This is a genomic window from Pseudomonas sp. Irchel 3E19 (assembly GCF_900187585.1).
GTDB lineage: Bacteria > Pseudomonadota > Gammaproteobacteria > Pseudomonadales > Pseudomonadaceae > Aquipseudomonas > Aquipseudomonas baetica.
Window position 1 is genome coordinate 1 of record NZ_FYDT01000032.1, and the last position, 25345, is coordinate 25345.

Below are 25345 nucleotides of genomic sequence, written 5' to 3' on the forward strand. Positions count from 1 at the left end.
CTGGTCGATCAGCTCTTTTGGAATGGACGGAAGGTCACGCTTGGCCTCACGGGCCGGTTTCTTTTTGGTTGGCATACATGCACCTCTGCAGCATGTTATGCCCGAACACAAAATTAATGACACTCCCCGCGAGCAAGCCCGCTCCCACATTTGGAATGCATTTCAAATGTGGGAGCGGGCTTGCTCGCGAAGCTTTTAAAGGGTTTTCGAGATCCGGCTGGCCATCAGTGCCCAGCCAAACAACAGCACGCACACAATGATCAGCGGCCACGAACGCCATTGCAGATAGGGCGTCAGGTTGTGCATCGGCACCACCTCGCCGTACAGCACGCCCTGTTCGAACTGCGGAATCTGTTCGGTGATCTGCCCGAACGGGTTGATCAATCCGGTCACGCCGTTGTTGGTCGCACGGATCATCCAGCGTCCAGCTTCCAGCGCGCGCATTTGCGCCATCTGCAAGTGTTGCAGCGGGCCGATCGAGGTGCCGAACCAGGTGTCGTTGCTGATCGTCAGCAACAGATCACTGCGCGCCGAGAGGCTGGCGGCGAACTCCGGATAGACCACTTCGTAGCAGATGAACGGCGCGATCTGATAACCCTTGGCTTGCAGCAATGCCTGATCGGCCGGGCCGCGAGCGAAGTCGGACATCGGCAGGTCGAAGAAAGCGATCAGCCCGCGCAATACGTCTTGCAACGGTACGTATTCGCCGAATGGCACCAGTTTCTGCTTCAGGTAAGTGCCATCGCCTTCACCGACCACGGTGATGCCGTTGAAGAAGCGTCTTTCGTGATGCACCGTTTGGCGAATGGGTACGCCGGTAATCAACGCCGATTTACGCTCGGCGGCGAAGGTGCCCATCATGTTCAGGTAACCCTCGGCGGACTCCTTGAGCACGGGGACGGCGGTTTCCGGCCAGATCAGCAGATCCACCGGTTTGGAACGGAAACTCAGGTCGCGGTACAACGCCAGTTGCGCGTTGAGTTCTGCCGGGTCCCATTTCATGCTTTGCGCGACGTTGCCCTGAATCGCCGCGACGGTCAGCGGCGCACCGGACGGGCTGGTCCAGGCGTGGCCCTTGAGCGCGATGCCCGCCACCCATGGCCCGACCAGCAACAGCAGGCCAACCGCAACAAAAGCCTTGCGACCGGTTTGCAGCAGACGCGGCGCGTTGTAGATCAGCGCAGCGGTCAGCGCCAGCACGAACGACACCAGCCACATGCCACCCACCGGCGCCAGACCGGACAGCGGCCCGTCGAGCTGACTGTAACCGGAGTAGAGCCACGGGAAACCGGTCAGGAACCAACCGCGAAACGCCTCCTGAGCGACCCATAGCGCAGCGAACGCCAAGGCATCGGCCAGCGGCGCCTCATTGCGGCGCAACCAGCGTGCCCACAGCCAGGCGGGGAGGGCGAAGAAAAAGGCAATCGCTGCGGTAAACAGCAGCATCAGGAATCCGGCCAACAGCACCGAAGCGCCGCCGAAATGATGAATGCTGTAGTAAATCCAACTGGTACCGGCGCCGAACAGGCCGAAACCGAAGCACCAGCCACGGCCCAGCGCCTGGCGCGGGCTTAGCTCGCGCAGGCCGGCATAGAACAAACCGACCGCCAGCAGAGCCAGCGGCCAGATATCGAAGGGTGCCAGAGCGAAGGTGGTGATTGCACCGGCCGCCACGGCCAGCAGGTTACCGGGCCAGCCGGGGCGGGTTGTCCAGCGCAGGGGGTATGTCATCAGCTATTTCCTGTATCGCGTCGGGTCTGCTGTTACGCAGGGCAAGGCGCGAGGAGTGAAGTTTGGTTTTTCAAATGAACGACGAGTAACGCAGCCCTGCGTAACAGCAGGCCCGGCCCTGCGGGTTACGCCTGAAAGCGGGCCATGCTGCGTTGCAGTCCTTGGAAAGGGAATGCCATTCCCTGCGGACTGCGCCTTGCCTGGCCCGCTTTCAGGCGCAACGCGATGCAGGAAATAGCTGATGACATACCCCAGTCCTTAGATTTTTTACCGAGCGATTGGCGTGAGTCGCAGCAAGTGAATCCGACGGCTGTCGGCGTTCAGGATGCGGAAACGATAGGCGCCGATTTCAGTGATTTCGTTACGTTTTGGCAAGTGCCCGAACGCGCTCATCACCAGACCGCCGACGGTGTCGAACTCGTCGTCCGAGAACTCGCTGTCGAAGAACTCGTTGAAGTTCTCGATCGGCGTCAGCGCCTTGATCAGGAAGTCACCGCTGGGCAGCGGCTTGATGTAGCTGTCTTCTTCGACGTCGTGCTCGTCTTCGATGTCGCCGACGATCTGTTCGAGCACGTCTTCGATGGTCACCAGACCCGCCACGCCGCCGTATTCGTCGATGACGATGGCCATGTGGTTGTGGTTGGCGCGGAACTCACGCAGCAACACGTTCAGACGCTTGGACTCCGGCACGAACGTGGCCGGGCGCAGCAGATCCTTGATGTTGAAGCTGTCGCCGTTCTCCTTGAGGATCAGCGGCAGCAGATCCTTGGCCAGCAGCACGCCCATTACGTCATCGTGGCTTTCGCCGATGACCGGGTAGCGCGAGTGGGCCGAGTCGACCACGGCGGGGAGGAATTCGCGGGGTGTCTGGGTCGCCTTGATGCTGATCATCTGCGAACGCGGCACCATGATGTCGCGTACTTGCAGGTCAGCCACCTGAATGGCGCCTTCGACGATGGCCAGCGCTTCGCTGTCCAGCAGTTTGTTCTGATGTGCATCGCGCAGCAGCTCAAGCAGCTCCTGACGGTTCTTCGGCTCGTGGGCAAAAGCCTGGGTCAGTTTACCCAGCCATGACTTCTGCCCGTTGCTCGATCGATCTTCGCTCATAGCGATTACTCTGAATCCTTTGTTGTAACGATAGGGGATGTGTCGGGTTCGTCGTCCGCGTACGGATCGGGATAGCCCCGTTCAGCAAGCAACTCGCGTTCCAGCGCTTCCATTTCTTCGGCTTCCTCGTCATCTATATGGTCGTAACCGAGCAGATGCAAGCAGCCGTGAATGACCAGATGCGCCCAGTGGGCCTTTAGTTCCTTGCCTTGTTCGGCAGCTTCGCGCTCGACCACCGCCACGCAGATCACCAGATCGCCCAGCAGCGGGATATCGAGAAACTCGTCGGGCACTTCGGCGGGGAACGACAGGACGTTGGTCGCGTAGTCCTTGTGGCGCCAGGTGTGATTGAGTTCGCGGCCTTCTTTCTCGTCGACCAGACGAATGGTCATTTCCGAGTCGGCAGTGCGCTGGCGCAGGGCCAGTTCGCACCACAGGCGGAAGTCGGCCTCATCCGGCGCGCTCGCTTCAGTCGCGATTTGCAGGTCTAGCTCAAGCATTTCGCGAGGTGTCCTTGGGCGCTTCGTCACGGTTTTCGAAGCGCTCGTAGGCTTCGACGATCCGCTGTACCAAAGGATGGCGCACGACGTCTTTAGGCTGAAAGTGCGTAAAGCTGATGCCGGGCACGTCTTTCAACACCTCGATCACGTGGTGCAGACCGGATTTGGTGCCTTTCGGCAAGTCGACCTGGGTGATGTCGCCGGTAATGACCGCGGTCGAGCCGAAGCCGATCCGGGTCAGGAACATCTTCATTTGCTCGACGGTGGTGTTCTGGCTTTCGTCGAGAATGATGAAGCTGTTGTTCAGCGTGCGGCCGCGCATGTAGGCCAGCGGCGCGACTTCGATCACCTGACGCTCGATCAGCTTGGCCACGTATTCGAAGCCGAGCATTTCGTAGAGTGCGTCGTAGAGCGGGCGCAGGTACGGGTCGATCTTCTGCGACAGGTCGCCAGGCAGGAAGCCAAGTTTTTCACCCGCCTCAACCGCCGGACGCACCAGCAGGATGCGCCGAATCTGTTCGCGCTCCAGCGCATCGACCGCACAAGCCACAGCGAGATAGGTCTTGCCGGTACCGGCCGGGCCGATGCCGAAGTTGATGTCGTTGCCGAGGATTTCCTTCACGTAGCGCAATTGATTCAAGCCGCGTGGGCGAATCATGCCTTTCTTGGTGCGCAGGGCGACGGAGGCTTCGGCAGGGGCGTGGTTGTCCAGTTCTACGACGGCCGATTCCTGGAGGAACAGGTGAACCGTATCTGGCGACAGCTCTGAACCTTTGGTTTCCCGGTACAGGCGACGGATCAGATTTTCCGCAGACGTGGTGAGCTTGGGATCGCCGATCAGTTCGAACTGGTTTCCGCGGTTGCGGATCTCGATAGTCAGGCGCTGTTCGATCAAGCGCAGATGCTCGTCGAATTGCCCGCACAGATTGGCGAAGCGGCGAGCCTCAAAGGGCTCGAGGATAAAACGATGTGGTTCTATGGGTGCGTTCAAGGTCGTATTTAGCCGCCCTGGGGCAATTGAGATGAAATCAAGGATAACGCCAGAGGCGTGGGTGCGAAAGCTCTTAAATATCGCAAGGTCAATCACGGTCCCTGTAGGAGCGAGCCTGCTCGCGAAAGGGGTGTATCAGCACAGTGGATAGTGGCTGACACGACGCCTTCGCGAGCAGGCTCGCTCCTACAGGGGAAATGCAGTGTTACTGGATCAACGAACCACGCAGCGAGTGCGGTTGTGCCGCATCAATGTGCACGTCGGCGAACTGGCCGATCAGGGTTGGATTGTCGCAGCGGAAGTTGACGATTCGATTATTCTCGGTACGCCCTTGCAGTTCGCCAGGGTCTTTTTTCGAGTAATCGGTCACCAGAATGCGCTGGATCGAGCCGACCATTTGTCGGCTGATCTCGAAGCCTTGCTGATTCAGGCGATGTTGCAGTGCATTCAGACGCTCTTTCTTCAACTCTTCCGGGGTGTCATCGGCCAGATCAGCGGCGGGAGTACCCGGGCGCTGGCTGTAGACGAACGAGTAGGAAAAGTCGAAGCCGACGTCGGCAATCAGCTTCATGGTCTGCTCGAAATCTTTCTCGGTCTCGCCGGGGAAGCCGACGATGAAGTCCGAGCTGATGCAGATCCCCGGTACCGCCGCACGCAGTTTGCGCAGCTTGGATTTGTACTCCAGTGCGGTGTGGTTGCGTTTCATCGCCGCCAGAATCCGGTCCGAACCCGATTGCACCGGCAAGTGCAGATGTTTCACCAGCTCCGGCACGTCGGCGTGAGCCTGGATCAGGCTGTCGGAGAACTCCAGCGGATGCGATGTGGTGTAGCGGATGCGGTCGATGCCATCGACGGCGGCGACCACACGGATCAGCTCGGCGAGATCCGCCAGACGGCCGTCATGGGTGGTGCCGCGATAGCCGTTGACGTTCTGCCCCAGCAGGGTCACTTCACGCACGCCGTTTTCGGCCAGGTGGATGATCTCGGCGATCACGTCGTCGAACGGCCGGCTGACTTCTTCGCCGCGGGTGTAGGGCACCACGCAGAACGTGCAGTACTTGCTGCAACCTTCCATCACCGACACATAGGCGCTCGGGCCGTCGATGCGCGGCTCGGGCAAATGGTCGAATTTTTCGATTTCCGGGAACGAGACATCGACTTGCGGCAATTTGGTGCTGCGCGCGGCGTCGATCATTTCCGGCAGGCGGTGCAGCGTTTGCGGGCCGAAAACAACGTCGACATAAGGGGCGCGATCGCGGATCGCCGCGCCTTCCTGGCTTGCCACGCAACCGCCGACAGCGATCACCATCTCCGGGTTGGCCAGCTTCAGTTCGCGCCAGCGGCCGAGCTGCGAGTACACCCGATCCTGGGCGCGCTCGCGGATCGAGCAGGTGTTGAGCAGAATCACGTCGGCGTCTTCCGCACGCGCGGTGACTTCCAGGGCCTGATGTTCACCCAGCAGATCAACCATGCGCGAGCTGTCGTACTCGTTCATCTGGCAACCGTGGGTTTCGATGTAAAGCTTCTTGGCCATGGATTTTGGTCGTCACGTGATTCAAAGAACCGCGCATTATAGGGAACAAGCCCTCAGGTTCCTACCGCTGTGCGTCCAGTGGCTATGCTATAGTTTGCGCCCTCATTTTTATCCCCGATGTTGTCCGCCCGCCATGACCAAACGCGAAGCTCCAATCTACAAGGTGATTTTCCTCAACCAGGGCCAGGTGTTCGAAATGTACGCCAAGCAGATCTATCAAAGTGATCTGTGGGGTTTCCTGGAAGTGGAAGAGTTCGTCTTTGGCGAGCGCACGCAAGTGGTCGTCGATCCGAGCGAAGAAAAGCTCAAGGCGCAGTTCGAAGGCGTGGTGCGCAGCTTTGTGCCGATGCATTCGATCGTGCGTATCGACGAGGTCGAGCGTCTGGGCACGCCGAAAATCAGCGAAGCCCGCGGCGCGGTCGGCAATGTGATGCCGTTTCCGATGCCGATGCCTGAGAAGTAAGCCTCAAGACCGAGTCGCCTTATTCGCGAGCAGGTCGAATCGTCGCACCGTCGCTCCCACAGGGAAATGCATTCCAATGTGGGAGCGAGCCTGCTCGCGAAGAGGCCAGAAAAATCTATAGAGAAATCAGGGAAGAGGCGAGAAAGGCGTACGCCCATCGGCGCTCTGCAATTCCATCAGGTATTTACGGAAAATTTGCCCGAGTACCTGAGTAGCGGTTTCGAGATCTTCGCGGGACATTTTTTCCGAGACTTCGTCGGCGGTGTCCAGCGCATCTTCAGCGCCGTTGACTGCGGCCATCTTCAGCACGATGTACGCCTGAATATTATTGGCCTGCACACCTTCACCGTGGAAAAACATGGTGCCGAGCTTGAACTGTGCCTGAGCGTGGCCTTGCAATGAGGCCTTTTCGAAATAGCTCAGGGCTTGATTGAGGTCACGCGGCGCATTCTTGCCGTCGTAGTAGAACTCACCCAACTCGTATTGCGCTTGCGCATCCCCTTCGTCCGCCGCTTTTTGACACGCGGCCAAGGCCTGCGTGACGTCTTGCGGCTGAGTATTGAGGGTGCAACGACCCATCGCCGGGATCAACAACGAGTTGCCGCCTGCTTGTGCATGCGCGAGCAGGGGCTGAAGGAGCAACAGGCAGCCCAAGGCAAGGGTGCGGCCGGTGCGGTTCATGGGAATCGACTTACCTCTGAAGGGCACGCGGACCCATCGAGGGATCCAATAAGCGCGCATTATGAAATAAGCAGGGCCAACCTTACAAAGTCTTTACTCGTTTTTCTGCTGCACGGGGAATATATCGCCCACTTTATGGGCCATTTTTAGCAGGAGCGTCGGAAAGAGGGTGCGGATGTAGGTGAAAGCTGACGCTGGCAATGGCCAACGTCAGCGGTACGGCGATTACTTCAGTGCAGCGAAGGCGCGCTCGGCCGCATCCAGCGTAAGCTTCAACTCGGCTTCGCCATGAGCGATCGAGGTGAAACCGGCTTCGAAGGCGCTCGGCGCGAGGTACACGCCACCTTCCAGCATCAGGTGGAAGAAGCGACCGAACAGTGCTGCGTCGCTGGCCATCACGTCTTCAAAGGTGACAATGTCGTCGGCGCCGCTGAAGTACAGGCCGAACATGCCGCCAGCCTGAGTGGTCACGAACGGGATGCCTGCGGCATCGGCGCGTTGTTGCAGGCCGTCGAGCAGGCGCGTGGTGTAGTCGGTCAGTTCGTCGTGGAAACCCGGACGGCTGATCAGGCGCAGCGTGGTCAAACCGGCCGCCATCGCCAGCGGGTTACCCGACAGGGTGCCTGCCTGATACACCGGGCCCAGCGGCGCGATGCGCTCCATGATTTCACGCTTGCCGCCGAAGCAGCCAACCGGCATGCCGCCACCGATGATCTTGCCGAACGTGGTCAGATCCGGGTTCACGCCGTAGTACGCCTGGGCACCGCCGAGGGCAACACGGAAACCGGTCATCACTTCGTCGAAAATCAGCACCACGCCATGTTTGTCGCACAGCGAACGCAGGCCTTCGAGGAAACCCGGCGCCGGCGGCACGCAATTCATGTTGCCGGCCACTGGCTCGACGATGATGCACGCAACGTCCTGGCCGACTTCGCCGAGCATCTTCTCGACGGCGTCGATGTCGTTGAACGGCAGGGTCAGGGTGTGTTTGGCGAATGCCGCCGGCACGCCGGCCGAACTTGGCACGCCTTGGGTCAGTGCGCCGGAACCGGCCTTGACCAGCAGGCTGTCGGAGTGACCGTGGTAGCAGCCTTCGAACTTGATGATGCTGTCACGGCCGGTGTAGCCACGGGCCAGACGGATCGCACTCATGGTCGCTTCGGTGCCGGAGCTGACCATGCGCACCATGTCCATCGATGGCACCAGCGAGCAGACCAGATCGGCCATCTCGGTTTCCATCGCGGTCGGCGCGCCGTAAGACAAGCCGTGTTGTAGCTGATTGCGCACGGCGTCCAGAACGTCCGGGTGGCTGTGGCCGAGGATCATCGGGCCCCACGAGCCAACGTAATCGACATAACGCTTGTCGTCTTCGTCGGTCACGTAAGCGCCTTCGGCATGCTTGAAGAACAGCGGCGTGCCGCCAACGCTCTTGAACGCGCGAACCGGCGAGTTCACGCCACCGGGGATGTGTTTCTGGGCATTGGCAAACAGGGTTTCGGAACGAGACATGATCGGGCTCTCAAATCAGACTTTCAGTAATTCGTTGAATGCGCGGGCGCGGCGGGTCACTTCGGCAGTGCTTTGCGCGCCGAACAGGCCATGGACCACGGCCAGCAGATCGACACCGTGGGCCACCAGCGGCTCAGCGTTATCGAGGGTGATGCCACCAATCGCGCAGATCGGCAGATGCAGTTTGCGCTTGGCTTCGTCTAGCAGGTCGAGGCCGCAGGTCGGTGCGCCGGGCTTGGTGTTGGAGTTGAAGAAGCGGCCGAAGGCGACGTAGCTCGCGCCTTCTTTGGCGGCTTGTTCTGCCAGATCGATCTGCGCGTGGCAGGTCGAACCGATAATCGCCTTGGAACCGAGCAGGGCGCGGGTCGGCGACAACGGGCCGTCGGTCTGGCCCAGGTGCACACCGACGTTGAGGCGCGCGGCCAGTTCGGCGTCATCGTTGATGATCAACTGCGTCTTGTAGCGCTCGCACAGATCACGCAGCGCTTCGGCCTCGCGCAGACGGCGGGCCTCGTCGCTGCTCTTGTCGCGGTATTGCAACAGGGTGACGCCGCCTTCCAGCGCCGCCTCCACGTACGACAGAAACTTCCCGGCCAGCAATTGGCTGTCGGTAATGGCATACAGGCCACGTAGTTTCATCAGGCAGACCTCACGACGTTACGAGCAGAAATCCAGCGGCAGGCGACGCGGTACGAACTGGCCTTTGCCCAGTTGTTCGGCATCGCGCAGGGTACGCCAGGTGTAATCCAGTGCGCTGCGTACCGCGCTGGCGAGATTTTCACCTTGCGCCAGGCGACCGGCCAGGGCACTGGCCAGGGTGCAACCGGAACCGTGATAGCTGCCCGGCAAACGCTGGCAGTAAAAGGTTTCACGCAGACCGTCGCGGCTATATAGACGATTGTGAATTTCAGTTTCGTCGCCATGCCCGCCGGTGATCAGCAGGTTTTTGACGAACGGCAGGAGTTTTTCCGCGCACTCGTCGGCGGTGCCTTCGGGCAGTTCGGCGAGGATGCGGGCTTCTGGAAGGTTGGGGGTGGCAATGATCGACAGTGGCAGCAGACGCTCACGCATCGCATAACCGACTTCGTCCTTGCCCAGGCGTCCGCCGCCGCCGGCGCGCAGCACCGGGTCGCAGACCACCGGCAAGTGCGGGTGCGCCGTAAGCAGTTCGACAACGGTGTCGACCATTTCCAGCGAACCGAGCATGCCCAGTTTGACCGCCGCGACTTCGGAGTCGTTGAGCACGGCATTGGCCTGGGCCAATACCCACTCACGGTCGAGGACGCGGAAGTCAGTGACGTTGACGGTGTCTTGCACGGTCAGGGCGGTGACGGCCGGAGCCGCATGGCAACCCTGCGCGAGCAGGGCTTCGATATCTGCCTGCAAGCCGGCGCCACCACTGGGGTCGTGGCCGGAGAGACAGAGGACAACGGGGCGGGAGCTGTAGATATTCATGGTGCGCGAGCTTACCACCAAACCTGATTTTTCGGTTCAGTGCCGTTGTGCTTGGCGGATAACCCGGTCAGAGAATGCTGACCGGTTTGTCACAACCTGACCAACTCAACAGCTCTAGCTTGGTGCTTTGCTCTGAAATGCCCGTTCTAGAGCCTTTGTAGGAAAAATTTCGATGGTGCTCAATGGCCATCAACGGCTATGCTAGTCTGGATCCAAACCAATAACAGGTAATACCGGTTTTACGTCTACTCAAAGGGAATGGGGGGCTTCCTGACACAACCGGACGAGCCACGCTGGGGCTTCAATGCGCTATTTGCTGATGTTGTTGTTCTGCTTGCCCCTCCTGGCGAGCGCCGTCGAATTCGACGAATTCACCCAGAGCCTCCCGCTGGGCCGGTCGCTGCAAGTGTTCGAAGACCCGAGCGGTCAGGCGAGCATTGCCGAGGTCCGCGCGCAGGCGACTGCCGGCAATTTCAAAGCCCACGATAAAGCCACGCTCAACGCCGGTTACTCGCGTTCGGCGTTCTGGCTGAAAATCGACCTGCATTACCACCCAAGCAACCCGGCCGCACGGCGCTCGTGGCTGCTGGAGCTGGCTTATCCGCCGCTCGACCGTCTCGACCTGTATATGGCCGACGACAGTGGCGAATATCGCCTGATCCGGCAAACCGGCGATGCCTTGCCCTTCGCCAGTCGCGAGATTCGCCAGAACAATTACCTGTTCGACCTGGCCTTCGAACCCGATCAACAGCGCACAATCTATTTGCGACTGGCCAGCGAAGGCTCGATCCAGGCACCGGTGACGTTGTGGTCAAGCACCGCGTACCTCGAAGATCAACCGGTGCGCCTGTATGTGCTCGGCATCATTTATGGCGTGCTGCTGGGGATGGTGGTCTACAACCTGTTCATCTACCTCAGCGTGCGCGACACCAGTTACCTCTATTACATCTTCTACATTGCCTCGTTTGGTCTCTATCAACTGTCGGTGAACGGTGCGGCGGTCGAGTACTTCTGGCCGGACAACCCGTGGTGGGCCAACGCCGCGACGCCATTCTTCATTGGCTGCGCCGGCCTGTTCGGCAGCCAGTTTGCCCGCAGCTTCCTGCAGACTAAAACCCACAGTCGCTGGCTCGACCGCTTGCTGATCGGCCTGATCGGGTTCGGTGCATTGGTGGTCGGCTTGTCGCTGATGACCAGTTACGCCCTGGCCCTGCGCCTGGCAACGACGCTGGCGCTGACCTTCACCGTAGTGATTTTCGCCGCCGGGATTCTGGCCTGGTGGCGCGGCTTGCGGGTGGCGCGCTATTTCATCATCGCCTGGTCGGCGTTCCTGCTCGGCGGCATCGTCAACACGCTGATGGTGCTGGGCCTGCTGCCGAACGTGTTCCTGACCATGTACGCCAGCCAGATCGGCTCGGCGATAGAAGTTGCATTGTTGTCGCTGGCGTTGGCCGACCGAATCAACGCGATGCGTGAGCAACAGGCGCAAACCCTGTTCGATTCCGGGCAGAAACTCGAAGTGCTCAACGAGCAACTGTCGCATAGCAACAAGCTCAAGGATGAATTCCTCGCGACCCTGACCCACGAACTGCGCACGCCGATGAACGGGGTGATTGGTTCGCTGGAGCTGATGCAGACCGTCGATCTGGATCCCGAACTTGAGCAATATCAGCAGACCGCTGCCGGTTCGGCGCGAGACATGATGCGCATGGTCAACGGCATTCTTACCCTCACCGAACTGCAGGCTGGCAAACTGAAAGCGACGCCGGGCAGTTTCAGCCTGCGCGGCGTGATCGAAGCCTTGCGCATGCAGTTCCATGGCAACGCCGCCAGCAAGTCGCTGGACTTCAAGGTCGACGTGCTGCCAACCCTGCCGGATCGTCTGCACGGCGACAGCGCGAAACTGGCGCAATGTCTGGAATGCCTGCTGGATAACGCGATCAAGTTCACCCGCGTCGGTGGGCTGGCGCTGCGGGTCACCGGCAAACCTTCGACGGGCAATCGTCTGGCGCTGTCGTTTGCGGTGATCGACACCGGTATCGGCTTTACTGATCTGGGCGAGGCGACGATGTACCAGCGCTTCTTCCAGCTCGACGGTTCGATGACCCGTGAGTACGGCGGGCTGGGTGTCGGCCTGGCGATCTGCCGGCAGTTGGTCGAACTGCTCGGCGGCAAGCTCACCCATCGCTCCGAGCCGGGAAGTGGCAGCCGCTTCCAGTTGGATGTGGAGTTCGAACTGCCGGTGGTCGAGCCTGTACAGAAAGCCGCGCATGGCCACGATTGCGTCCGTGCCCCGCAGGACTGCACGGTGCTGTTGGTCGATGACAACAGCGTCAATCAATTGGTGATGCGCGGCATGCTGCTCAAGCTCGGCTTCCGCGTGCGCACCGCCGATAACGGCGCGGCGGCGCTCGATTGCCTGCAACGCGAAACCGTTGATGCGGTGCTGATCGATTGCCAGTTGCCCGCTCACGATGGCGCGTCGTTGTGCTGCCAGATTCACGCCTTGCCGGGTTATGCCCATTTGCCGGTGTTCATGCTGGCGCCGATTGCCGACAGGGAGCTCTGTGCGACCGGTGCACCGGTTGATTACCTGAGCAAGCCGGTGAAATTCGAAGATTTGCAGTCAGCCCTGGAGCGGCGGGTATTGTGCTGTTGACAGGGTAAAAGCGCCGCAAATTCGGCGTGTATGACACTTTGTTCAGTGTTTGGGCGGTGCTTAACTGACCTTCTCGCTGAAAAAGGAACCCGTCATGAACCTGCATCAGTTCGCCGAAACCCATGAAGTCAGCAACCAGCCGCCGTCGCTGGACGGCGCCAACCTTTATCGCATCGACCTGCCGTTGCAGGAGTGGTCGCGCCGGTTGGGTGCCGGTTGGGCCGAGTCGCGGATCGATGCCTACGGTGCGCTGGCCGGCGGGCCGCTGATGGAGGCTGGGTTCCTCGCCAATCAGAACAAACCGGTGTTTGCCAGCCATGACCGCTACGGTCATCGCATCGATCTGGTGGAATTTCATCCCGCTTACCACGAACTCATGCGCACCGCGATAGAGCATGGTCTGACCTCGCTGCCGTGGGCGCATCCGCAGGACGGCGCGCATGTCGCCCGTGCTTCCATGACCTACCTGCACAGCCAGGCCGAGGCCGGCAGCGGTTGCCCGTTGACCATGACCTTCGCCAGCGTCCCGGCCCTGCGTTTGCAACCGGGTCTGGCCGAGCAGTGGCTGCCGAAAATCCTCGCCACTGAATACGACCCGCGCAATGTCGGCATGGCGCACAAGGCCGGCGTGACCATTGGCATGGCGATGACCGAAAAACAGGGCGGCACCGACGTACGCGCCAACACCACCAAAGCCTATCCGGTCGGCGCCAGCGGTCCCGGCCAGGCTTATGAACTGGTCGGCCACAAGTGGTTCTGTTCGGCGCCGATGTGCGATGCGTTCCTGACCCTGGCGCAGACCGACAAGGGCCTGACCTGTTTCCTGCTACCGCGCCATCGTCCGGATGACACACGCAACCAGTTCTACATCCAGCGTCTGAAAAACAAACTCGGCAACCAGTCCAACGCTTCCAGCGAAGTGGAATTTCGCGGAGCGCTGGCGTGGATGGTCGGTGAAGAGGGGCGCGGCGTACCGACCATCATCGAAATGGTGGCCATGACCCGTTTCGATTGCATGGTCGGCTCCAGCTCGCTGATGCGTCAGGCGCTAACCCAGGCCAGCCACCACTGCGCGCACCGCAAGGTCGGCGGCAAGCTGCTCAGCGAACAACCGTTGATGCAGAACGTGTTGGCCGATCTGGCGCTGGAAAGCGAAGCGGCGCTGGCGCTGAGTTTGCGCATGGGCAAGGCGCTGGATCATCTGGATGATCGCCACGAAGCGCAATTCGCCCGGCTGGTGACGGCGGTGGGCAAGTATTGGATCTGCAAGCGCGCGCCGGCAATGATCAACGAAGCGGCTGAATGCATGGGCGGCGCCGGGTATGTCGAGGACAGCATTCTGCCGCGGCTGTACCGCGAAGCGCCGGTGAACTCGACGTGGGAGGGCTCGGGCAATGTGCAGTGCCTCGATGTGTTGCGCGCTTTGTCGAAAGAGCCGGGGGTGCTGGATGTGTTGTTCAGCGAATTGGGTGATGGCCATGGAGATAAACGCTTGGCTGCGCATATCCAGCAGTTGCAGGCGCAGTTCAAGGACACCAGCGACATTCAGTACCGGGCGCGGCAACTGACTGAAGACATTGCCCTTGGCTTGCAGGCCAGGCTGTTGCTGGAGGCGGGGAATTCAGCGGTTAGCGATGCCTTCATTGCCAGCCGCCTGAGTGGCAGCGGCCGGGTCTATGGCGCCTTGCCGCGTGGGCTGGATGTCGAAGCCATCGTCGCCCGCGCAACCCCGCAAGGTTTCTGAAACCCACAACAATTCCCCCTGTGGGAGCGAGCCTGCTCGCGAAAGCGGAATATCAGTCGACATCTTTATTGAATGGCCCACGGCATTCGCGAGCAGGCTCGCTCCCACAGGGGATTTTCGTTGATTTAAAGATTTGGGTCTGGCCACAACGCCACTGTTCCCGTGACGCCACGATGCAGGCAAGATGAAGCTCTGCAAGTCAGAACACAGGAAGCTGATCGTGACCGAAGCGTTTATTGTCGTTCAAACCGCCGAACAAGCCGTGGATCGTCTGGCCGAGCTGCATGAGCAGGCCACCACCGCACTGAATTGCGCGCTCAAGCGCTACCTCAAGGATCGCGTCGAGCCCGACGCCGGGCAGCGTGCCCTGTTTCGTTATCCCGAATTGCGCCTGACCTATCACTGCCAGGGCGAAGTCCCACAGACCACTCGTGCCTACGCCAAGGTGCAACTGCCGGGCACTTACAGTGTCACCGTCACCCATCCGAAAGCGTTCCGCAAATACCTGCTGGAACAGCTGGTGCCGCTGATGCACGACTTCACTGTGACCGTGGAAGTCGGCGTCAGCCAACAAAACATTCCGTACCCGTACGTGGTCGAGCAAGGCGATGAGCTGGCCGGCTCTGGCGTCACTGCGGCGGTGCTGGCTCGAGTGTTTCCGAGTACCGACCTGTCTGCCGCCACCGACGGCATTGCCGATGGCCTCTACGATTGGGAAAACACCGATCCGCTGCCGTTGGCTCTGTTCGATGCTGCGCGTGTCGACTTCTCCCTGCGCCGGCTGGTGCATTACACCGGCAGCGACTGGCGGCATGTGCAGCCGTGGATTCTGCTGACCAACTATCACCGCTACGTCGACCAGTTCATCGTTCATGGCCTGGAGCAATTGCGCAGTGATCCGCGTTTTGTGCGCATGGTGCTGCCGGGCAACGTGATCATCGAGAAGGGCATGGATCACGGCGAAGCCTCGGCGATTGCTGCCGGTGTGGTCTGGCACCGCTACCAGATGCCGGCCTATCACCTGATCGCCAGCGATGGCCACGGCGTGACACTGGTGAACATCGGCGTCGGCCCGTCCAACGCCAAGAACATCACTGACCACTTGGCGGTGCTGCGTCCGCATTGCTGGCTGATGATCGGTCACTGCGGCGGTCTGCGTCAGTCGCAGACCATCGGCGACTATGTGCTGGCCCACGCCTACATGCGTCGCGACGGCATTCTCGACCGCGTGGTGCCGCCGAACATTCCGATCCCGGCGCTGGCCGAGGTGCAGATGGCGCTGCAACAAGCGGCGGCCAACATCACCGGCGAGAAGGGCGACGACCTGAAAAAACGCCTGCGCACCGGCACCGTGCTGACCTACGACGACCGTAACTGGGAATTGCGCTGGGCGCAGGAACGTCCGCTGATCAACCTGTCCCGCGCCGTGGCGGTGGACATGGAAAGCGGCACCATTGCCGCCCAGGGTTATCGCCTGCGGGTACCGTACGGCACATTGCTGTGTGTGTCGGACAAACCGCTGCACAGCGAAATCAAGCTGCCGGGTTCGGCCAACGCGTTCTACGAGCGTGCGGTCAGTCAGCACTTGAAGATTGGCATCGAAGCGGTGGATCTGCTGCGCACCGAGCTCAACTCGCTGCACTCGCGCAAGCTGCGCAGCTTCGACGAGCCGCCGTTCCGCTGATTTGTTGATGGTCATTTAACGGTCAGGCTACTAGCATTGGCAGCCCTGACCGTTAGATGTTCTTTTCGCCATGTCCCGTCCCCCGCGTCCACCTTCCCGCCGTCCCGGCGCGAAGCCTCCGTCTTCCTCCCCGCGCCGTGTCGCCAAGGCGCCGCCGGCCGAGCCAAAGCTGATCCTGTTCAACAAACCGTTCGATGTGCTGACGCAATTCAGCGACGGCGAAGGGCGGGCGACGCTCAAGGATTACATCGACGTGCCCGGCATTTATCCGGCAGGTCGGCTGGATCGCGACAGCGAAGGTCTGCTGCTGCTGACCAACGACGGCCAGTTGCAGGCCCGCATCGCCGATCCGAAGCACAAACTCGCCAAGACCTATTGGGTGCAGGTCGAAGGTGAGCCGACGGCCGAGCAGTTGCAGCGTTTGCGTGATGGCGTCGAGCTGAATGACGGCATGACCTTGCCCGCTGAAGCGCGGCAACTGGATGAGCCAGAACTGTGGCCACGCAATCCGCCAGTACGCTTTCGCATGACCGTGCCGACGAGTTGGCTGGAGTTGGTGATTCGCGAGGGGCGTAACCGTCAGGTGCGCCGGATGACGGCGGCGGTAGGCTTGCCGACGTTGCGGCTGGTGCGGGTCAGGATTGGTGACTGGACGATCGAAGGTCTCGATCAGGGCCAGTGGAAGGAGGTGCCGGCGCGCTTATAGAGCGCCGGACTCGATCAGGCCGATCACCACGCTCTTGATGATGAACGCGGCCACGCCCAGGCCCAGCACGAAGAACAGAATGAACGAGCCGAAACGTCCGGCCTTGGACTTTTTCGCCAGATCCCAGACGATGAAACCCATGAAAATGATCAGGATGCTGACCAGACCGGTCATCATCCATTCTTCAAGTAGTGCTGGATCCATCGGTCATCTCCGGCGTAGGCGGGGCAGGAAGGGCGGCGGGGATTATACGCCGAGGGTGGCATAGCCGCATTGACCTGCGTCGGTGTGCCGCAGTTATAAGGTGCCTGTACCGGCCTCTTCGCGAGCAAGCCCGCTCCCACCATGGATCTTTGATGCACACAAATTGTGTGCTCGACAAAGATCGACTGTGGGAGCGGGCTTGCTCGCGAAGGCGATCTCAGCTACGCAAATGAGTCAGCGGCAATTCGGTGCTGTTGAGCACCTGATTCAGCACAAAACTCGAGCGCACACTGGTCACCCCGTCAATCCGGGTCAAATGCCCCAGCAGCAACTTCTGATAGTGATCCATATCCGGCACCACCACTTTGAGCTGGTAGTCGGCATCAACGCCCGTCACCAGACTGCATTCCAGCACCTGCGGCAATGTCCGAATAGCCGCTTCAAAATTCTCGAAACGCTCCGGCGTGTGCCGATCCATGCCGATCAGCACGTACGCCGTCAGGCTCAATCCGAGCATCTTGCGATCCAGCAGTGCCACCTGACGCGAGATATAGCCGTCGTCTTCCAGTTGCTTGACCCGGCGCGAGCACGGCGAGGGTGACAGACCGATGCGCTCGGCCAGCTCCTGGTTGGAGATGCGGGCGTCGCGCTGCAATTCCGCCAAAATGCTCAGGTCGTAACGGTCGAGTTTGCTCATCAATCTGTCCTTGGTTGTAACTATTGCGGCGGATTATCTATCCAGGGTTAAAAATTGCGCAAGTGGTGTTTATTTCAGCAATCTTCGCAATCCTCTGTCGCGGCCTCAGGCCTATCCTTATCACCAGAATCACTGCTCGGTAACACAGTCCACGCGGCCCGCCCAATCAGGCCCGCCGCGGCCGCCACCCCCACCGGGGATGTGCCGGCCCCCGAGCTGCACACTGTCCAGAAGACGGCGTGAGGTGAGCCGACGTCAAAAGCGTCGAGCCAGGACGAAGTTCTCTAGAAGGGAGGCCGACGGGTCTCCCTTTTTTCTTGCCTGCGATTTTTGTGCAGCCCTCAATAAATAAGTTTCGTGACTGATAACCTGTTGCAGAACCCGGTGTGTGCATTCCCGGTCTTAGTTACCAGTTACCTCTTAATTTCAGGCCCTAAGCCGCAGCGAGGAAAAGCATGAAGTCGCGCATCTGGCGTCTGGCCGGTGTTGGTTTGCTGTGCATGAGTGTCACGGCACAAGCGCTTGCCGACGACCCTGAGAGCCGCAGCCCAAACGGCGGCCGTGGGCCGGAACATCAGGGCAATAATCAGGGCCATGGCGGCAACAATCAGCCGCGCCCGCAGAATCAGCCGCAGCAGAATCAACCCCGGCCGCAGAACAACGAGATCATTCGTGGCGACAACAGCCGTCAGTTCGAACACAACGGCCAGCAGCACAACGATAATGGCCAGTGGCAGAACCGCGACCAGAATCGACCAGCCTACAATCCCAATCCGGTTCGCCAGCCGCCGCCACCGCCGCAGTTACCGGCCAACAGCCTGCCGATCCAGCCACGGCCCGACGCCGTGCGCCAGACCCAGGAGCCGCGTCAGGGCTACTACCGCGACGAGCGCCCGCAGAACGGCTACAACAACCAGCATTGGCAGACTGGCAACCGGCCCAACGACAATCGCTGGCCGGGGCGTCCGGACGGGCGTGGCAACGGTTGGGGCCCGGGGCCGCAATATCGGCCGGGGCATGTGATCGATCGCTTCCCGGATCGTGACTATCGCGTGCCGTATCGCGGGCAGGATTACTTCTATTCCGGCGGCTACTGGTACCGCCCGCAAGGCCCGCGCTACATCGTCGTGCAACCACCGCGCGGGATTCGCATTCAATACTTGCCGGATTACGCCCGTGAAGTGTGGGTCGGTGGCGCGCTGCTGTTCCTTGCCGCTGGTTCCTATTACGCCTATCAGGAAGCGACGCAGGATTACGTGGTGGTCGAGCCGCCGGTTCAGCCACAACCGCAGCCGCAATCACAGGGCTACGATGTCGAGGCTTATCCGGCCAACGGTCAGTCGCCGGAGCAGGTGCAACAGGACGGTTACCAGTGCTACCAGTACGCCGTGCAGCAAAGCGGTTTTGACCCGCGCACCGCGACTTACCAGCCGGCGCCCGAAGTGGTTCAGGCCTACCGTCAGGCCCAGGGCAATTGCCTGAGCAGTCGCGGTTATCAGGTGAGTTACCGAATCCGGGTTTGCGCCCGTTCAGCCTTGACCACTTCCTGCGGGTCGGCGTGCACCAGCACTTCGGCCCGTGGGTAGGCTTTGTGGATGGCATCGGCCGCCTGATCGCTGATGCCGTGCGCGACTGACAGGGTCAATTCCCCTGGCAGTTCCAGATGCAACTGCACGAACCAGTGGTTGCCGGAAATCCGCGTGCGCAAGTCATGCGCGCCCAGCACCCCCGGCACACTGCACGCCAGTTCAAGCATGTGCTGACTGACGTCCGGTGGCAGCTCCTCATCCATCAGCACCGAAAAGCTTTCCCGGGCGATCTGGATCGCGCTCCACAAAATGTACGCGGCAATCCCCAGGCCGAACCATGCGTCCAGTTGTTGCCAGCCGAACCCGGCCAGCACCAGCGCCACCAGAATGCTGCCGTTGAGCAACAGATCGGAGCGGTAATGCAGCGAGTCGGCACGCACGGCGTTGGAGCCGGTCTGCTTGATCACCCGATGCTGCAAGATTAGCAAAGCCACGGTCAGCAGCAGGGAGAAAATGATCACGCCAATGCTGATCCATGGCGCACCCAGCGGTTCCGGTTGCTTGATCCGCTCATAGGCCTGGAAGGCAATCAACACCGCACTGCCGCCGATGAACAATGCCTGCGCCATACCGGCCAGGGATTCCGCCTTGCCGTGGCCGTATCGGTGATCGTCATCCGCCGGGCGCAGTGCGTAATGCACCGCCAGCAGATTGAGCAACGAAGCAATGCCGTCAAGCGCCGAGTCGGTGAGGCCAGCGAGCATGCTCACCGAACCGCTCAGCCACCAGGCGATGGCTTTGGCGATGATCAGCGTACAGGCCACCGCCACCGAGGCGCGGGTCGCCAGCCGCAGCAGGCGGGCGTGTTCGGGGCTGGAAGTCATGGAGTCAGTGATTCCTTATGCAGCAGGTTGCAGGCCGAACATCGCCAGTTGTTGAGTGCTGCCTTTGTGCTGGATCAGGCGCGGGTCATCCAGTGGGAAATCCCGGCCCAGTTCGCTTTCCAGAATAGCCTGCAACTTGTGGTTATCGACCTGACCATCCGGGCCGATGGCTTGCTTGAGCTTGGCCGGATCGATCTGCGCGGTGTGCCCCGGTTCGAAATAGATCGCCCCCGTGGCGAAGTCGACGGCAAACGCGATCAGGCCGGGAATGACGTAGAACAGCAGGCCCACGGCATCGAGCACGGCAATCGCCGGATCGATCTTGCCGTCGATCTGGCCGCGACGATCCGGGTAGAAAATCGAACCGCACGCGGTGATTTGGGTGAGCAGGGTAGCGACCAGTACACCGCCGATCAGGCGAAAAGGTAAACGCATGGGATAGATCTCCTGAGTCATCTAAAAACGAAGCAGCGTTGTGTGGAATTAAGACCCTGACAAACGCCCGGCAGTTCGCCGTTATACTCGCGCCTCTGTTTGGGAGCCAGCATGATTTTTTTGCCGATCGACGAAGTTTTACCCGCCCTGCGTGAAGCGTTGGCGACACGCCACGAAGCCGTGCTTGAAGCACCGCCCGGCGCCGGTAAAACCACCCGCGTGCCGTTGGCCTTGCTCAATGAAGCGTGGCTGAGCGGGCAAACCATTGTGATGCTGGAGCCGCGCCGTTTGGCCGCGCGCGCCGCCGCAGAACGACTGGCCAGCGAGCTCGGCGAGAAGGTCGGCGAAACCGTTGGTTATCGCATCCGTCTCGACAGCAAGGTCGGCCCCAACACCCGTATCGAAGTGGTCACTGAAGGCATTCTGACCCGCCGTTTGCAGGATGACCCGGCGCTGGACGGCGTGGGTCTGCTGATCTTCGACGAATTCCACGAGCGCAGCCTCGACGCCGATCTGGCGCTGGCCCTGAGTTTGAATGGTCGCGAGCTGTTTCGAGCTGAACAGCCGCTGAAGATTTTGCTGATGTCGGCAACGCTGGAAGGCGAACGCCTGGCCGGGTTGCTTGATGACGCGCCAATCCTGCGCAGCGAAGGACGCATGTACCCGGTGACCATGCGCTGGGGCCGACCGTTTCAGCCCGGCGAATACATCGATCAGCGCGTGACCGCCACCGTCCTTGAAGCCCTGCACGATGAAACCGGCAGCCTGTTGGTGTTCCTGCCGGGGCAGGCGGAAATCCGTCGCGTCCATCAACAACTGGCCGACGCCCTCGGCGAGCGCAGCGACGTGCTGCTCTGCCCGTTGCACGGTGAACTCGATCTCAACGCCCAACGCGCCGCTATCGACCCGGCTCCGCCCGGCCAGCGCAAAGTGGTGCTGGCGACCAACATTGCCGAGACCAGTTTGACCATCAACGGCGTGCGCGTGGTGATCGATGCCGGGTTGGCGCGGGTGCCGCGTTTCGATCCGGGCAGCGGCATGACGCGCCTCGACACGCAACGCATTTCCAAGGCCAGCGCCACGCAACGCGCGGGGCGGGCAGGGCGACTGGAGCCGGGTGTGTGTTATCGGTTGTGGTCGCAGGATCAGCACGAGCAACTGGCCGCTTATGGCAGTGCGGAAATTCTCTCGGCGGATCTGGCCAGCCTCGCGCTGCAACTGGGGCGCTGGGGTGTGACGCCGGGCGAATTGGTCTGGCTGGATGTTCCGCCCGCCGCGGCTTATGCACAGGCGCAGGAACTGTTGCAGCGACTCGGCGCACTGGAAGGTGAAGCGCTGACCTCGCACGGTCAGGCCATGGCCGAACTGCCGGCGCATCCGCGTATTGGCCATTTGTTGCTGCGCGGGCAGGCGCTGGGCTTGGCCAACATGGCCTGCGATGTCGCCGCGTTGCTTGGCGAGCGCGACATCTTGCGCGGCGCCGGGGCGGATCTGCACAGCCGTTTGGTGCTGCTGTCCGGCGAAGAGCGTGCGGCCCGTGGCGCTCAGGGCGGTGTGCAACGCGCCCGACAACTGGCGCGACAATATCGTGGTTACTTGCGCGGCAAGGCGAGCGAGCCGGTCAGCGATCCCGACCACCCGCGCTGGCTCGGCGCCCTGTTGGCGCTGGCCTACCCGGATCGCGTCGCCCAACAACGTCGTGCCGGAGGCGCCGAATACCGACTGGCCAACGGTCGCGCCGCGCTGTTCGCCGAGGCCGACAGCCTGATGAAAGAGCCGTGGATCGTCATCGCCGATCTTGGCAGCCGACAAGGCCAGCGCGAGGAACGGATTTATCTGGCGGCGGATTTTGATCCGACGCTGTTCGACTCAGTGCTCGCCGAGCAGGTGCGCAACGTCGATCAACTGGACTGGGACGAGCGCGAAGGCGTGCTGCGCGCCGAGCGTCAGCGCAAGGTCGGTGAGCTGATTCTCAGCCGTGAACCGTTAACCGGTCTCGATGAGGCGGCCCGCAGTCAGGCGCTGGTCAATCTGGTGCGACGCAAAGGCCTGGAACTGCTGCCATGGACGCCCGAGTTGCGCCAATGGCAGGCGCGGGTCGCCCTGTTGCGGCAGTTGGAACTCAATACTCAGGACGAAAGCCAATGGCCGGATGTCAGCGACGCGACACTGCTCGACAGCCTCGAAGACTGGCTGATGCCGTATCTGGGCAAGGTCTCGCGACTCAGCCATTTCGCCAATCTGGATCTGTCGAGCATTGTGCGCAATCTGTTGCCATGGCCGCTGCCGCAACGCCTCGATGAACTGGCACCGCATCATCTGAGCGTGCCGTCGGGGTCCTCGATTCGTCTGGATTACAGCGAGTTTCCGCCGATTCTCGCGGTGCGTTTGCAGGAGTTGTTCGGGCTGGCCGAAACCCCGCGTATTGCCGGCGGCCGGCAGGTGATCAAGTTGCATCTGCTGTCTCCGGCGCGTCGGCCAGTGCAGGTTACGCAGGATCTGGCCAACTTCTGGCGCAGCACCTATGCCGAGGTAAAGAAGGACCTGAAGGGGCGGTATCCGAAGCACTACTGGCCGGATGATCCGTTGGTGGCTGAGGCCACGGCACGGGCGAAACCCCGGGGCACCTGAACCGGGGCTGCGCCAATGCCAGCAGGGGCGCGCCAACAGCGGCCCCTGCATTCATCTCTCCCACTGCCTCACCGTTTTATATTGAAGTGTGCGCAGGACGCGCAAATACAGCATTGAAAATACGCTGCCCATAAAGGCCTACGGCCAGGCCGAGCACGATCAGCACCACCGCCAGCACTTTATTTACCGACACGCTCTCGTCGAAGATCAACACCGAACCGAGCATGCCGAAAATCGGTACCAGCAACGACAGTGGCGCGACCGTCGAAACCGGATAGGTCTTGAGCAGCGAGTTCCAGATCCAGTAGGCGAACAGCGTGTTCGGGTAGACCTGAAACAGGATCGACTGCCGCCATGGCGGGTTTTTATGGCGCGGCGGGAAGCAGGAACCGCGCAATCACCGGCAAATGATCGGAAATGCGCAACGTATCGTCCTGTCGCACCCGCGCTTCTAGGCGTTTGATCTTCGGGCTGTAGAACAGATAGTCGACCGTGCGATCCGGGCCACTGAGGCCGGGGTCGTTGGGGTAGTGGGTCAGCCACTGCGAGCGGTCGATGCCGCTGGCCTCTTTGTTGGTCGGGACCATCGGGTATTTGTCCCACAGCAGGTGCAACTCGCTGTCGGCGGCGTAGGGCGTGCGCTGCTCGGGGGGCAAGCGGCGGTATTGACCGAGCGGTAACAGATTGAAGTCGCCACCGATCAGCCAAGGCAGACCCTGGCTTTCATACTTGTCGAGCACCTTGGCCACTGCCGTCACTTGCGCCTGTAAAGTCTCATCCGGTTGGCTGGCGCGCTCCAGATGGGTGTTGAACACGGTCAGTTGGCCGCCATCGCTGAGCGGCAGTTTGGTGGCGAGCAGGGCGTCTTTGGGCTGGAACTGGCGGCTGATGAAATTGCCTGGAGCTACTGGCAATTGCAGGCGTTCGGCATGTTCGATGCGATAGCGGCTCAGCGTCGCCAGTTGCCGGCCAACGCTGCCGAAGATGTGCGGTTCAGGGACGAAATCGGCTTTCCAGTCAAAGGCGCTGGCGCTGCACGGATACAGATCGGCGACCCGTTCCTGCAGCAGTTTGAGCTGATCCTGATAGTCGCTGGCCTTGGCGCCGTCATCCAGCTCCTGCAACAACACCACGTCGGGCTGCTCATCGCGGATCACCCGCGCCACTTCATCGAGACTGAAGGCCAGGTCTTCCAGGGTTGGCGCTTCATCGTCGCCCCGGGCCAGGTCATTCCAGAATACGTATCGCTTGCCGGCCAGGTACTGCACGTTCCAGGTCATGACTTTCAGCGCCTGCCCGGGCACCAGTGTCGGCGGGGTGCCGGTGCAACTGACCGGCAGGGTTTCCCGAGCGTCGGGGCGCCAGGTCAGGCCGAACATCAGCCCGCCGATCAGGACGATGGCGAGCACAGCAAGCAACAGGGTGTAGCGCAGTAGACGGGTCATGGCTCGGCTTATAGCGTTACAGAAAGTGGCCTCGAGCATACCTGAGGGGGAGTCTTAAACCTAAGGCCAGAGCAGTCAGACCGCTCTGTCTCTTTTGTCAGGCAATTCGCTGATCAGCATGAACAGACGAAACAGCACCACGCTGGTGAACAGTTGCAGGAAGCTGTGGGCACTGTCGATCAGCACGGCGATGGCCGGGTTTTGCGGTTCGGGGTAGACCGCCAGCGTTGCGCCTTTGAGCAACCACAAGGGCGTCATCACGCAAAGAATACACAGCAGAATCCGCCAGAAATGCCCACGGGTCAGGCGCAGGCTTTCCTTCATCGCGTGCAACGGATTGAGGCCGCGCAGCACCAGCAGGTATTCGCCGAACGCCAGCATCACCATCAGGATCAGACCTGGCAGGAAGTACAGTGAAAGCCCCAACAGGATCAGCAGCGTGTTCAGCGCCGTGAGCAGGGCGAAGCGTGGCCACAGGCGCGCGGACATCGCCAACAGGTCAAGCGTACGCGGGGCCTCGCCGCGGGTGCGGGCGTCGAGAAACAGGATCAGCGCGGCGGTGTACAGCGGATAGACCAGCAAACCGACGATCACACTGCTGGCGGAAAAACTGTCCGGGTCGCTGGCGTGATCCACCACTTGTTGCAGCAGTGCTTCGACGATCACCAGCGGCAGGCACAACTGCACGATGCTGGCCAAATGGCGTTTGAAAAAATACAGAGAGTCGCGCAGCACTTCGAAGGCATTCATCAGTCG

At 61.0% G+C, this 25345-nt stretch carries 22 protein-coding genes and 1 pseudogene; 7 read left to right on the top strand and 16 right to left on the bottom strand.

The features are described from left to right. Window positions 1-195: 195 nt before the first annotated feature. The 5 genes from lnt to miaB all read right to left on the bottom strand — a co-directional run bounded on the left by lnt (window position 196) and on the right by miaB (window position 5863). The gene (gene lnt, locus CKW18_RS19485) at window positions 196-1719 is read right to left on the bottom strand and encodes an apolipoprotein N-acyltransferase (RefSeq protein WP_095190359.1); all 1524 of its coding nucleotides are present in this window, start codon (window positions 1717-1719) and stop codon (window positions 196-198) included. 279 nt (window positions 1720-1998) lie between these two features. After that, window positions 1999-2838, bottom strand: coding sequence for an HlyC/CorC family transporter (locus CKW18_RS19490; RefSeq protein ID WP_007909641.1), 840 nt, complete (start codon window positions 2836-2838; stop codon window positions 1999-2001). A 5-nt stretch (window positions 2839-2843) separates the two neighbouring features. Next, window positions 2844-3338: an rRNA maturation RNase YbeY gene (gene ybeY / locus CKW18_RS19495; protein WP_095190300.1), complete on the bottom strand. Its 495-nt coding sequence runs from the start codon at window positions 3336-3338 to the stop codon at window positions 2844-2846. After that, entirely contained in the window at window positions 3331-4329 is a 999-nt protein-coding gene (locus tag CKW18_RS19500; protein ID WP_095190301.1) for a PhoH family protein, read from the bottom strand. The genes ybeY and CKW18_RS19500 overlap by 8 nt, the downstream gene beginning before the upstream one ends. A gap of 205 nt (window positions 4330-4534) precedes the next feature. After that, window positions 4535-5863 (bottom strand): tRNA (N6-isopentenyl adenosine(37)-C2)-methylthiotransferase MiaB, encoded by a 1329-nt coding sequence (miaB, locus tag CKW18_RS19505; protein WP_095190302.1) that lies wholly within the window; start codon window positions 5861-5863, stop codon window positions 4535-4537. 133 nt (window positions 5864-5996) lie between these two features. Here miaB and CKW18_RS19510 point away from each other — a divergent pair, with 133 nt between their 5' ends. Continuing rightward, window positions 5997-6326, top strand: a complete 330-nt coding sequence (locus CKW18_RS19510; protein WP_003185742.1) for a DUF1820 family protein — start codon at window positions 5997-5999, stop codon at window positions 6324-6326. A gap of 126 nt (window positions 6327-6452) precedes the next feature. On the opposite strand, the gene CKW18_RS19515 is transcribed toward CKW18_RS19510, so the two are convergent. The 4 genes from CKW18_RS19515 to CKW18_RS19530 all read right to left on the bottom strand — a co-directional run bounded on the left by CKW18_RS19515 (window position 6453) and on the right by CKW18_RS19530 (window position 9971). Beyond that, window positions 6453-7007 (bottom strand): tetratricopeptide repeat protein, encoded by a 555-nt coding sequence (locus CKW18_RS19515; RefSeq protein ID WP_003228518.1) that lies wholly within the window; start codon window positions 7005-7007, stop codon window positions 6453-6455. A 225-nt stretch (window positions 7008-7232) separates the two neighbouring features. Next, on the bottom strand, window positions 7233-8516 hold the full coding sequence (gene hemL / locus CKW18_RS19520) for a glutamate-1-semialdehyde 2,1-aminomutase (protein ID WP_095190303.1): 1284 nt from the start codon (window positions 8514-8516) through the stop codon (window positions 7233-7235). Between the two features lie 15 nt (window positions 8517-8531). Next, on the bottom strand, window positions 8532-9155 hold the full coding sequence (thiE, locus tag CKW18_RS19525) for a thiamine phosphate synthase (RefSeq protein WP_095190304.1): 624 nt from the start codon (window positions 9153-9155) through the stop codon (window positions 8532-8534). Between the two features lie 18 nt (window positions 9156-9173). Next, window positions 9174-9971 (bottom strand): hydroxymethylpyrimidine/phosphomethylpyrimidine kinase, encoded by a 798-nt coding sequence (locus CKW18_RS19530; protein WP_095190305.1) that lies wholly within the window; start codon window positions 9969-9971, stop codon window positions 9174-9176. Between the two features lie 304 nt (window positions 9972-10275). Between CKW18_RS19530 and CKW18_RS19535 the strand changes: the two genes are divergently transcribed. The 4 genes from CKW18_RS19535 (at window position 10276) to CKW18_RS19550 (ending at window position 16764) form a co-directional block, all read left to right on the top strand. Next, the gene (locus CKW18_RS19535; protein ID WP_095190306.1) at window positions 10276-12630 is read left to right on the top strand and encodes a hybrid sensor histidine kinase/response regulator; all 2355 of its coding nucleotides are present in this window, start codon (window positions 10276-10278) and stop codon (window positions 12628-12630) included. Between the two features lie 94 nt (window positions 12631-12724). Continuing rightward, window positions 12725-14374: an acyl-CoA dehydrogenase family protein gene (locus tag CKW18_RS19540; protein WP_095190307.1), complete on the top strand. Its 1650-nt coding sequence runs from the start codon at window positions 12725-12727 to the stop codon at window positions 14372-14374. 184 nt (window positions 14375-14558) lie between these two features. Beyond that, the gene (gene amn, locus CKW18_RS19545; RefSeq protein ID WP_167394883.1) at window positions 14559-16058 is read left to right on the top strand and encodes an AMP nucleosidase; all 1500 of its coding nucleotides are present in this window, start codon (window positions 14559-14561) and stop codon (window positions 16056-16058) included. A gap of 70 nt (window positions 16059-16128) precedes the next feature. Beyond that, the gene (locus tag CKW18_RS19550) at window positions 16129-16764 is read left to right on the top strand and encodes a pseudouridine synthase (protein ID WP_095190309.1); all 636 of its coding nucleotides are present in this window, start codon (window positions 16129-16131) and stop codon (window positions 16762-16764) included. On the opposite strand, the gene CKW18_RS19555 is transcribed toward CKW18_RS19550, so the two are convergent. Next, window positions 16759-16968 carry a DUF2788 domain-containing protein gene (locus CKW18_RS19555; protein WP_007909655.1) on the bottom strand — a complete coding sequence of 70 codons (210 nt, stop codon included), beginning with the start codon at window positions 16966-16968 and terminating at the stop codon, window positions 16759-16761. The genes CKW18_RS19550 and CKW18_RS19555 overlap by 6 nt on opposite strands. 217 nt (window positions 16969-17185) lie before the next feature. Next, window positions 17186-17665 (bottom strand): Lrp/AsnC family transcriptional regulator, encoded by a 480-nt coding sequence (locus CKW18_RS19560; protein WP_042561225.1) that lies wholly within the window; start codon window positions 17663-17665, stop codon window positions 17186-17188. Between the two features lie 455 nt (window positions 17666-18120). Here CKW18_RS19560 and CKW18_RS19565 point away from each other — a divergent pair, with 455 nt between their 5' ends. Then, window positions 18121-19251, top strand: a complete 1131-nt coding sequence (locus CKW18_RS19565) for a DUF6515 family protein (RefSeq protein ID WP_256587018.1) — start codon at window positions 18121-18123, stop codon at window positions 19249-19251. Here CKW18_RS19565 and CKW18_RS19570 read toward each other — a convergent pair. Beyond that, a complete protein-coding gene (locus tag CKW18_RS19570; RefSeq protein WP_095190310.1) occupies window positions 19170-20078 on the bottom strand; it encodes a cation diffusion facilitator family transporter in 909 nt (302 codons plus the stop codon). The genes CKW18_RS19565 and CKW18_RS19570 overlap by 82 nt on opposite strands. 15 nt (window positions 20079-20093) lie before the next feature. Continuing rightward, window positions 20094-20513 (bottom strand): hypothetical protein, encoded by a 420-nt coding sequence (locus CKW18_RS19575; protein WP_007909665.1) that lies wholly within the window; start codon window positions 20511-20513, stop codon window positions 20094-20096. Window positions 20514-20624: 111 nt separating this feature from the next. Between CKW18_RS19575 and hrpB the strand changes: the two genes are divergently transcribed. Beyond that, the gene (gene hrpB, locus CKW18_RS19580; protein ID WP_095190311.1) at window positions 20625-23144 is read left to right on the top strand and encodes an ATP-dependent helicase HrpB; all 2520 of its coding nucleotides are present in this window, start codon (window positions 20625-20627) and stop codon (window positions 23142-23144) included. 76 nt (window positions 23145-23220) lie between these two features. Here the strand turns inward: hrpB and CKW18_RS19585 are convergent. The 3 genes and pseudogenes from CKW18_RS19585 to CKW18_RS19595 form a co-directional block, all read right to left on the bottom strand. Further along, window positions 23221-23490: pseudogene (locus CKW18_RS19585) on the bottom strand (EamA family transporter); the annotation flags it as partial. A 19-nt stretch (window positions 23491-23509) separates the two neighbouring features. Beyond that, entirely contained in the window at window positions 23510-24589 is a 1080-nt protein-coding gene (locus tag CKW18_RS19590; protein ID WP_095190312.1) for an endonuclease/exonuclease/phosphatase family protein, read from the bottom strand. A gap of 75 nt (window positions 24590-24664) precedes the next feature. Then, entirely contained in the window at window positions 24665-25339 is a 675-nt protein-coding gene (locus CKW18_RS19595) for a YciC family protein (RefSeq protein WP_095190313.1), read from the bottom strand. Window positions 25340-25345: the final 6 nt, after the last annotated feature.

Bases quoted from the DNA above. Each gene is read 5' to 3' on its own strand.
- thiE (WP_095190304.1), bottom strand. From the start codon at position 9,155: ATGAAACTACGTGGCCTGTATGCCATTACCGACAGCCAATTGCTGGCC.
- CKW18_RS19575 (WP_007909665.1), bottom strand. From the start codon at position 20,513: ATGCGTTTACCTTTTCGCCTGATCGGCGGTGTACTGGTCGCTACCCTG.
- CKW18_RS19535 (WP_095190306.1), top strand. From the start codon at position 10,276: ATGCGCTATTTGCTGATGTTGTTGTTCTGCTTGCCCCTCCTGGCGAGC.
- CKW18_RS19570 (WP_095190310.1), bottom strand. From the start codon at position 20,078: ATGACTTCCAGCCCCGAACACGCCCGCCTGCTGCGGCTGGCGACCCGC.
- CKW18_RS19590 (WP_095190312.1), bottom strand. From the start codon at position 24,589: ATGACCCGTCTACTGCGCTACACCCTGTTGCTTGCTGTGCTCGCCATC.
- CKW18_RS19550 (WP_095190309.1), top strand. From the start codon at position 16,129: ATGTCCCGTCCCCCGCGTCCACCTTCCCGCCGTCCCGGCGCGAAGCCT.
- CKW18_RS19540 (WP_095190307.1), top strand. From the start codon at position 12,725: ATGAACCTGCATCAGTTCGCCGAAACCCATGAAGTCAGCAACCAGCCG.
- CKW18_RS19510 (WP_003185742.1), top strand. From the start codon at position 5,997: ATGACCAAACGCGAAGCTCCAATCTACAAGGTGATTTTCCTCAACCAG.
- CKW18_RS19595 (WP_095190313.1), bottom strand. From the start codon at position 25,339: ATGAATGCCTTCGAAGTGCTGCGCGACTCTCTGTATTTTTTCAAACGC.
- hemL (WP_095190303.1), bottom strand. From the start codon at position 8,516: ATGTCTCGTTCCGAAACCCTGTTTGCCAATGCCCAGAAACACATCCCC.
- amn (WP_167394883.1), top strand. From the start codon at position 14,559: ATGAAGCTCTGCAAGTCAGAACACAGGAAGCTGATCGTGACCGAAGCG.
- CKW18_RS19490 (WP_007909641.1), bottom strand. From the start codon at position 2,838: ATGAGCGAAGATCGATCGAGCAACGGGCAGAAGTCATGGCTGGGTAAA.
- CKW18_RS19555 (WP_007909655.1), bottom strand. From the start codon at position 16,968: ATGGATCCAGCACTACTTGAAGAATGGATGATGACCGGTCTGGTCAGC.
- CKW18_RS19560 (WP_042561225.1), bottom strand. From the start codon at position 17,665: ATGAGCAAACTCGACCGTTACGACCTGAGCATTTTGGCGGAATTGCAG.
- miaB (WP_095190302.1), bottom strand. From the start codon at position 5,863: ATGGCCAAGAAGCTTTACATCGAAACCCACGGTTGCCAGATGAACGAG.
- hrpB (WP_095190311.1), top strand. From the start codon at position 20,625: ATGATTTTTTTGCCGATCGACGAAGTTTTACCCGCCCTGCGTGAAGCG.
- CKW18_RS19565 (WP_256587018.1), top strand. From the start codon at position 18,121: ATGAAGTCGCGCATCTGGCGTCTGGCCGGTGTTGGTTTGCTGTGCATG.
- CKW18_RS19515 (WP_003228518.1), bottom strand. From the start codon at position 7,007: ATGAACCGCACCGGCCGCACCCTTGCCTTGGGCTGCCTGTTGCTCCTT.
- ybeY (WP_095190300.1), bottom strand. From the start codon at position 3,338: ATGCTTGAGCTAGACCTGCAAATCGCGACTGAAGCGAGCGCGCCGGAT.
- CKW18_RS19530 (WP_095190305.1), bottom strand. From the start codon at position 9,971: ATGAATATCTACAGCTCCCGCCCCGTTGTCCTCTGTCTCTCCGGCCAC.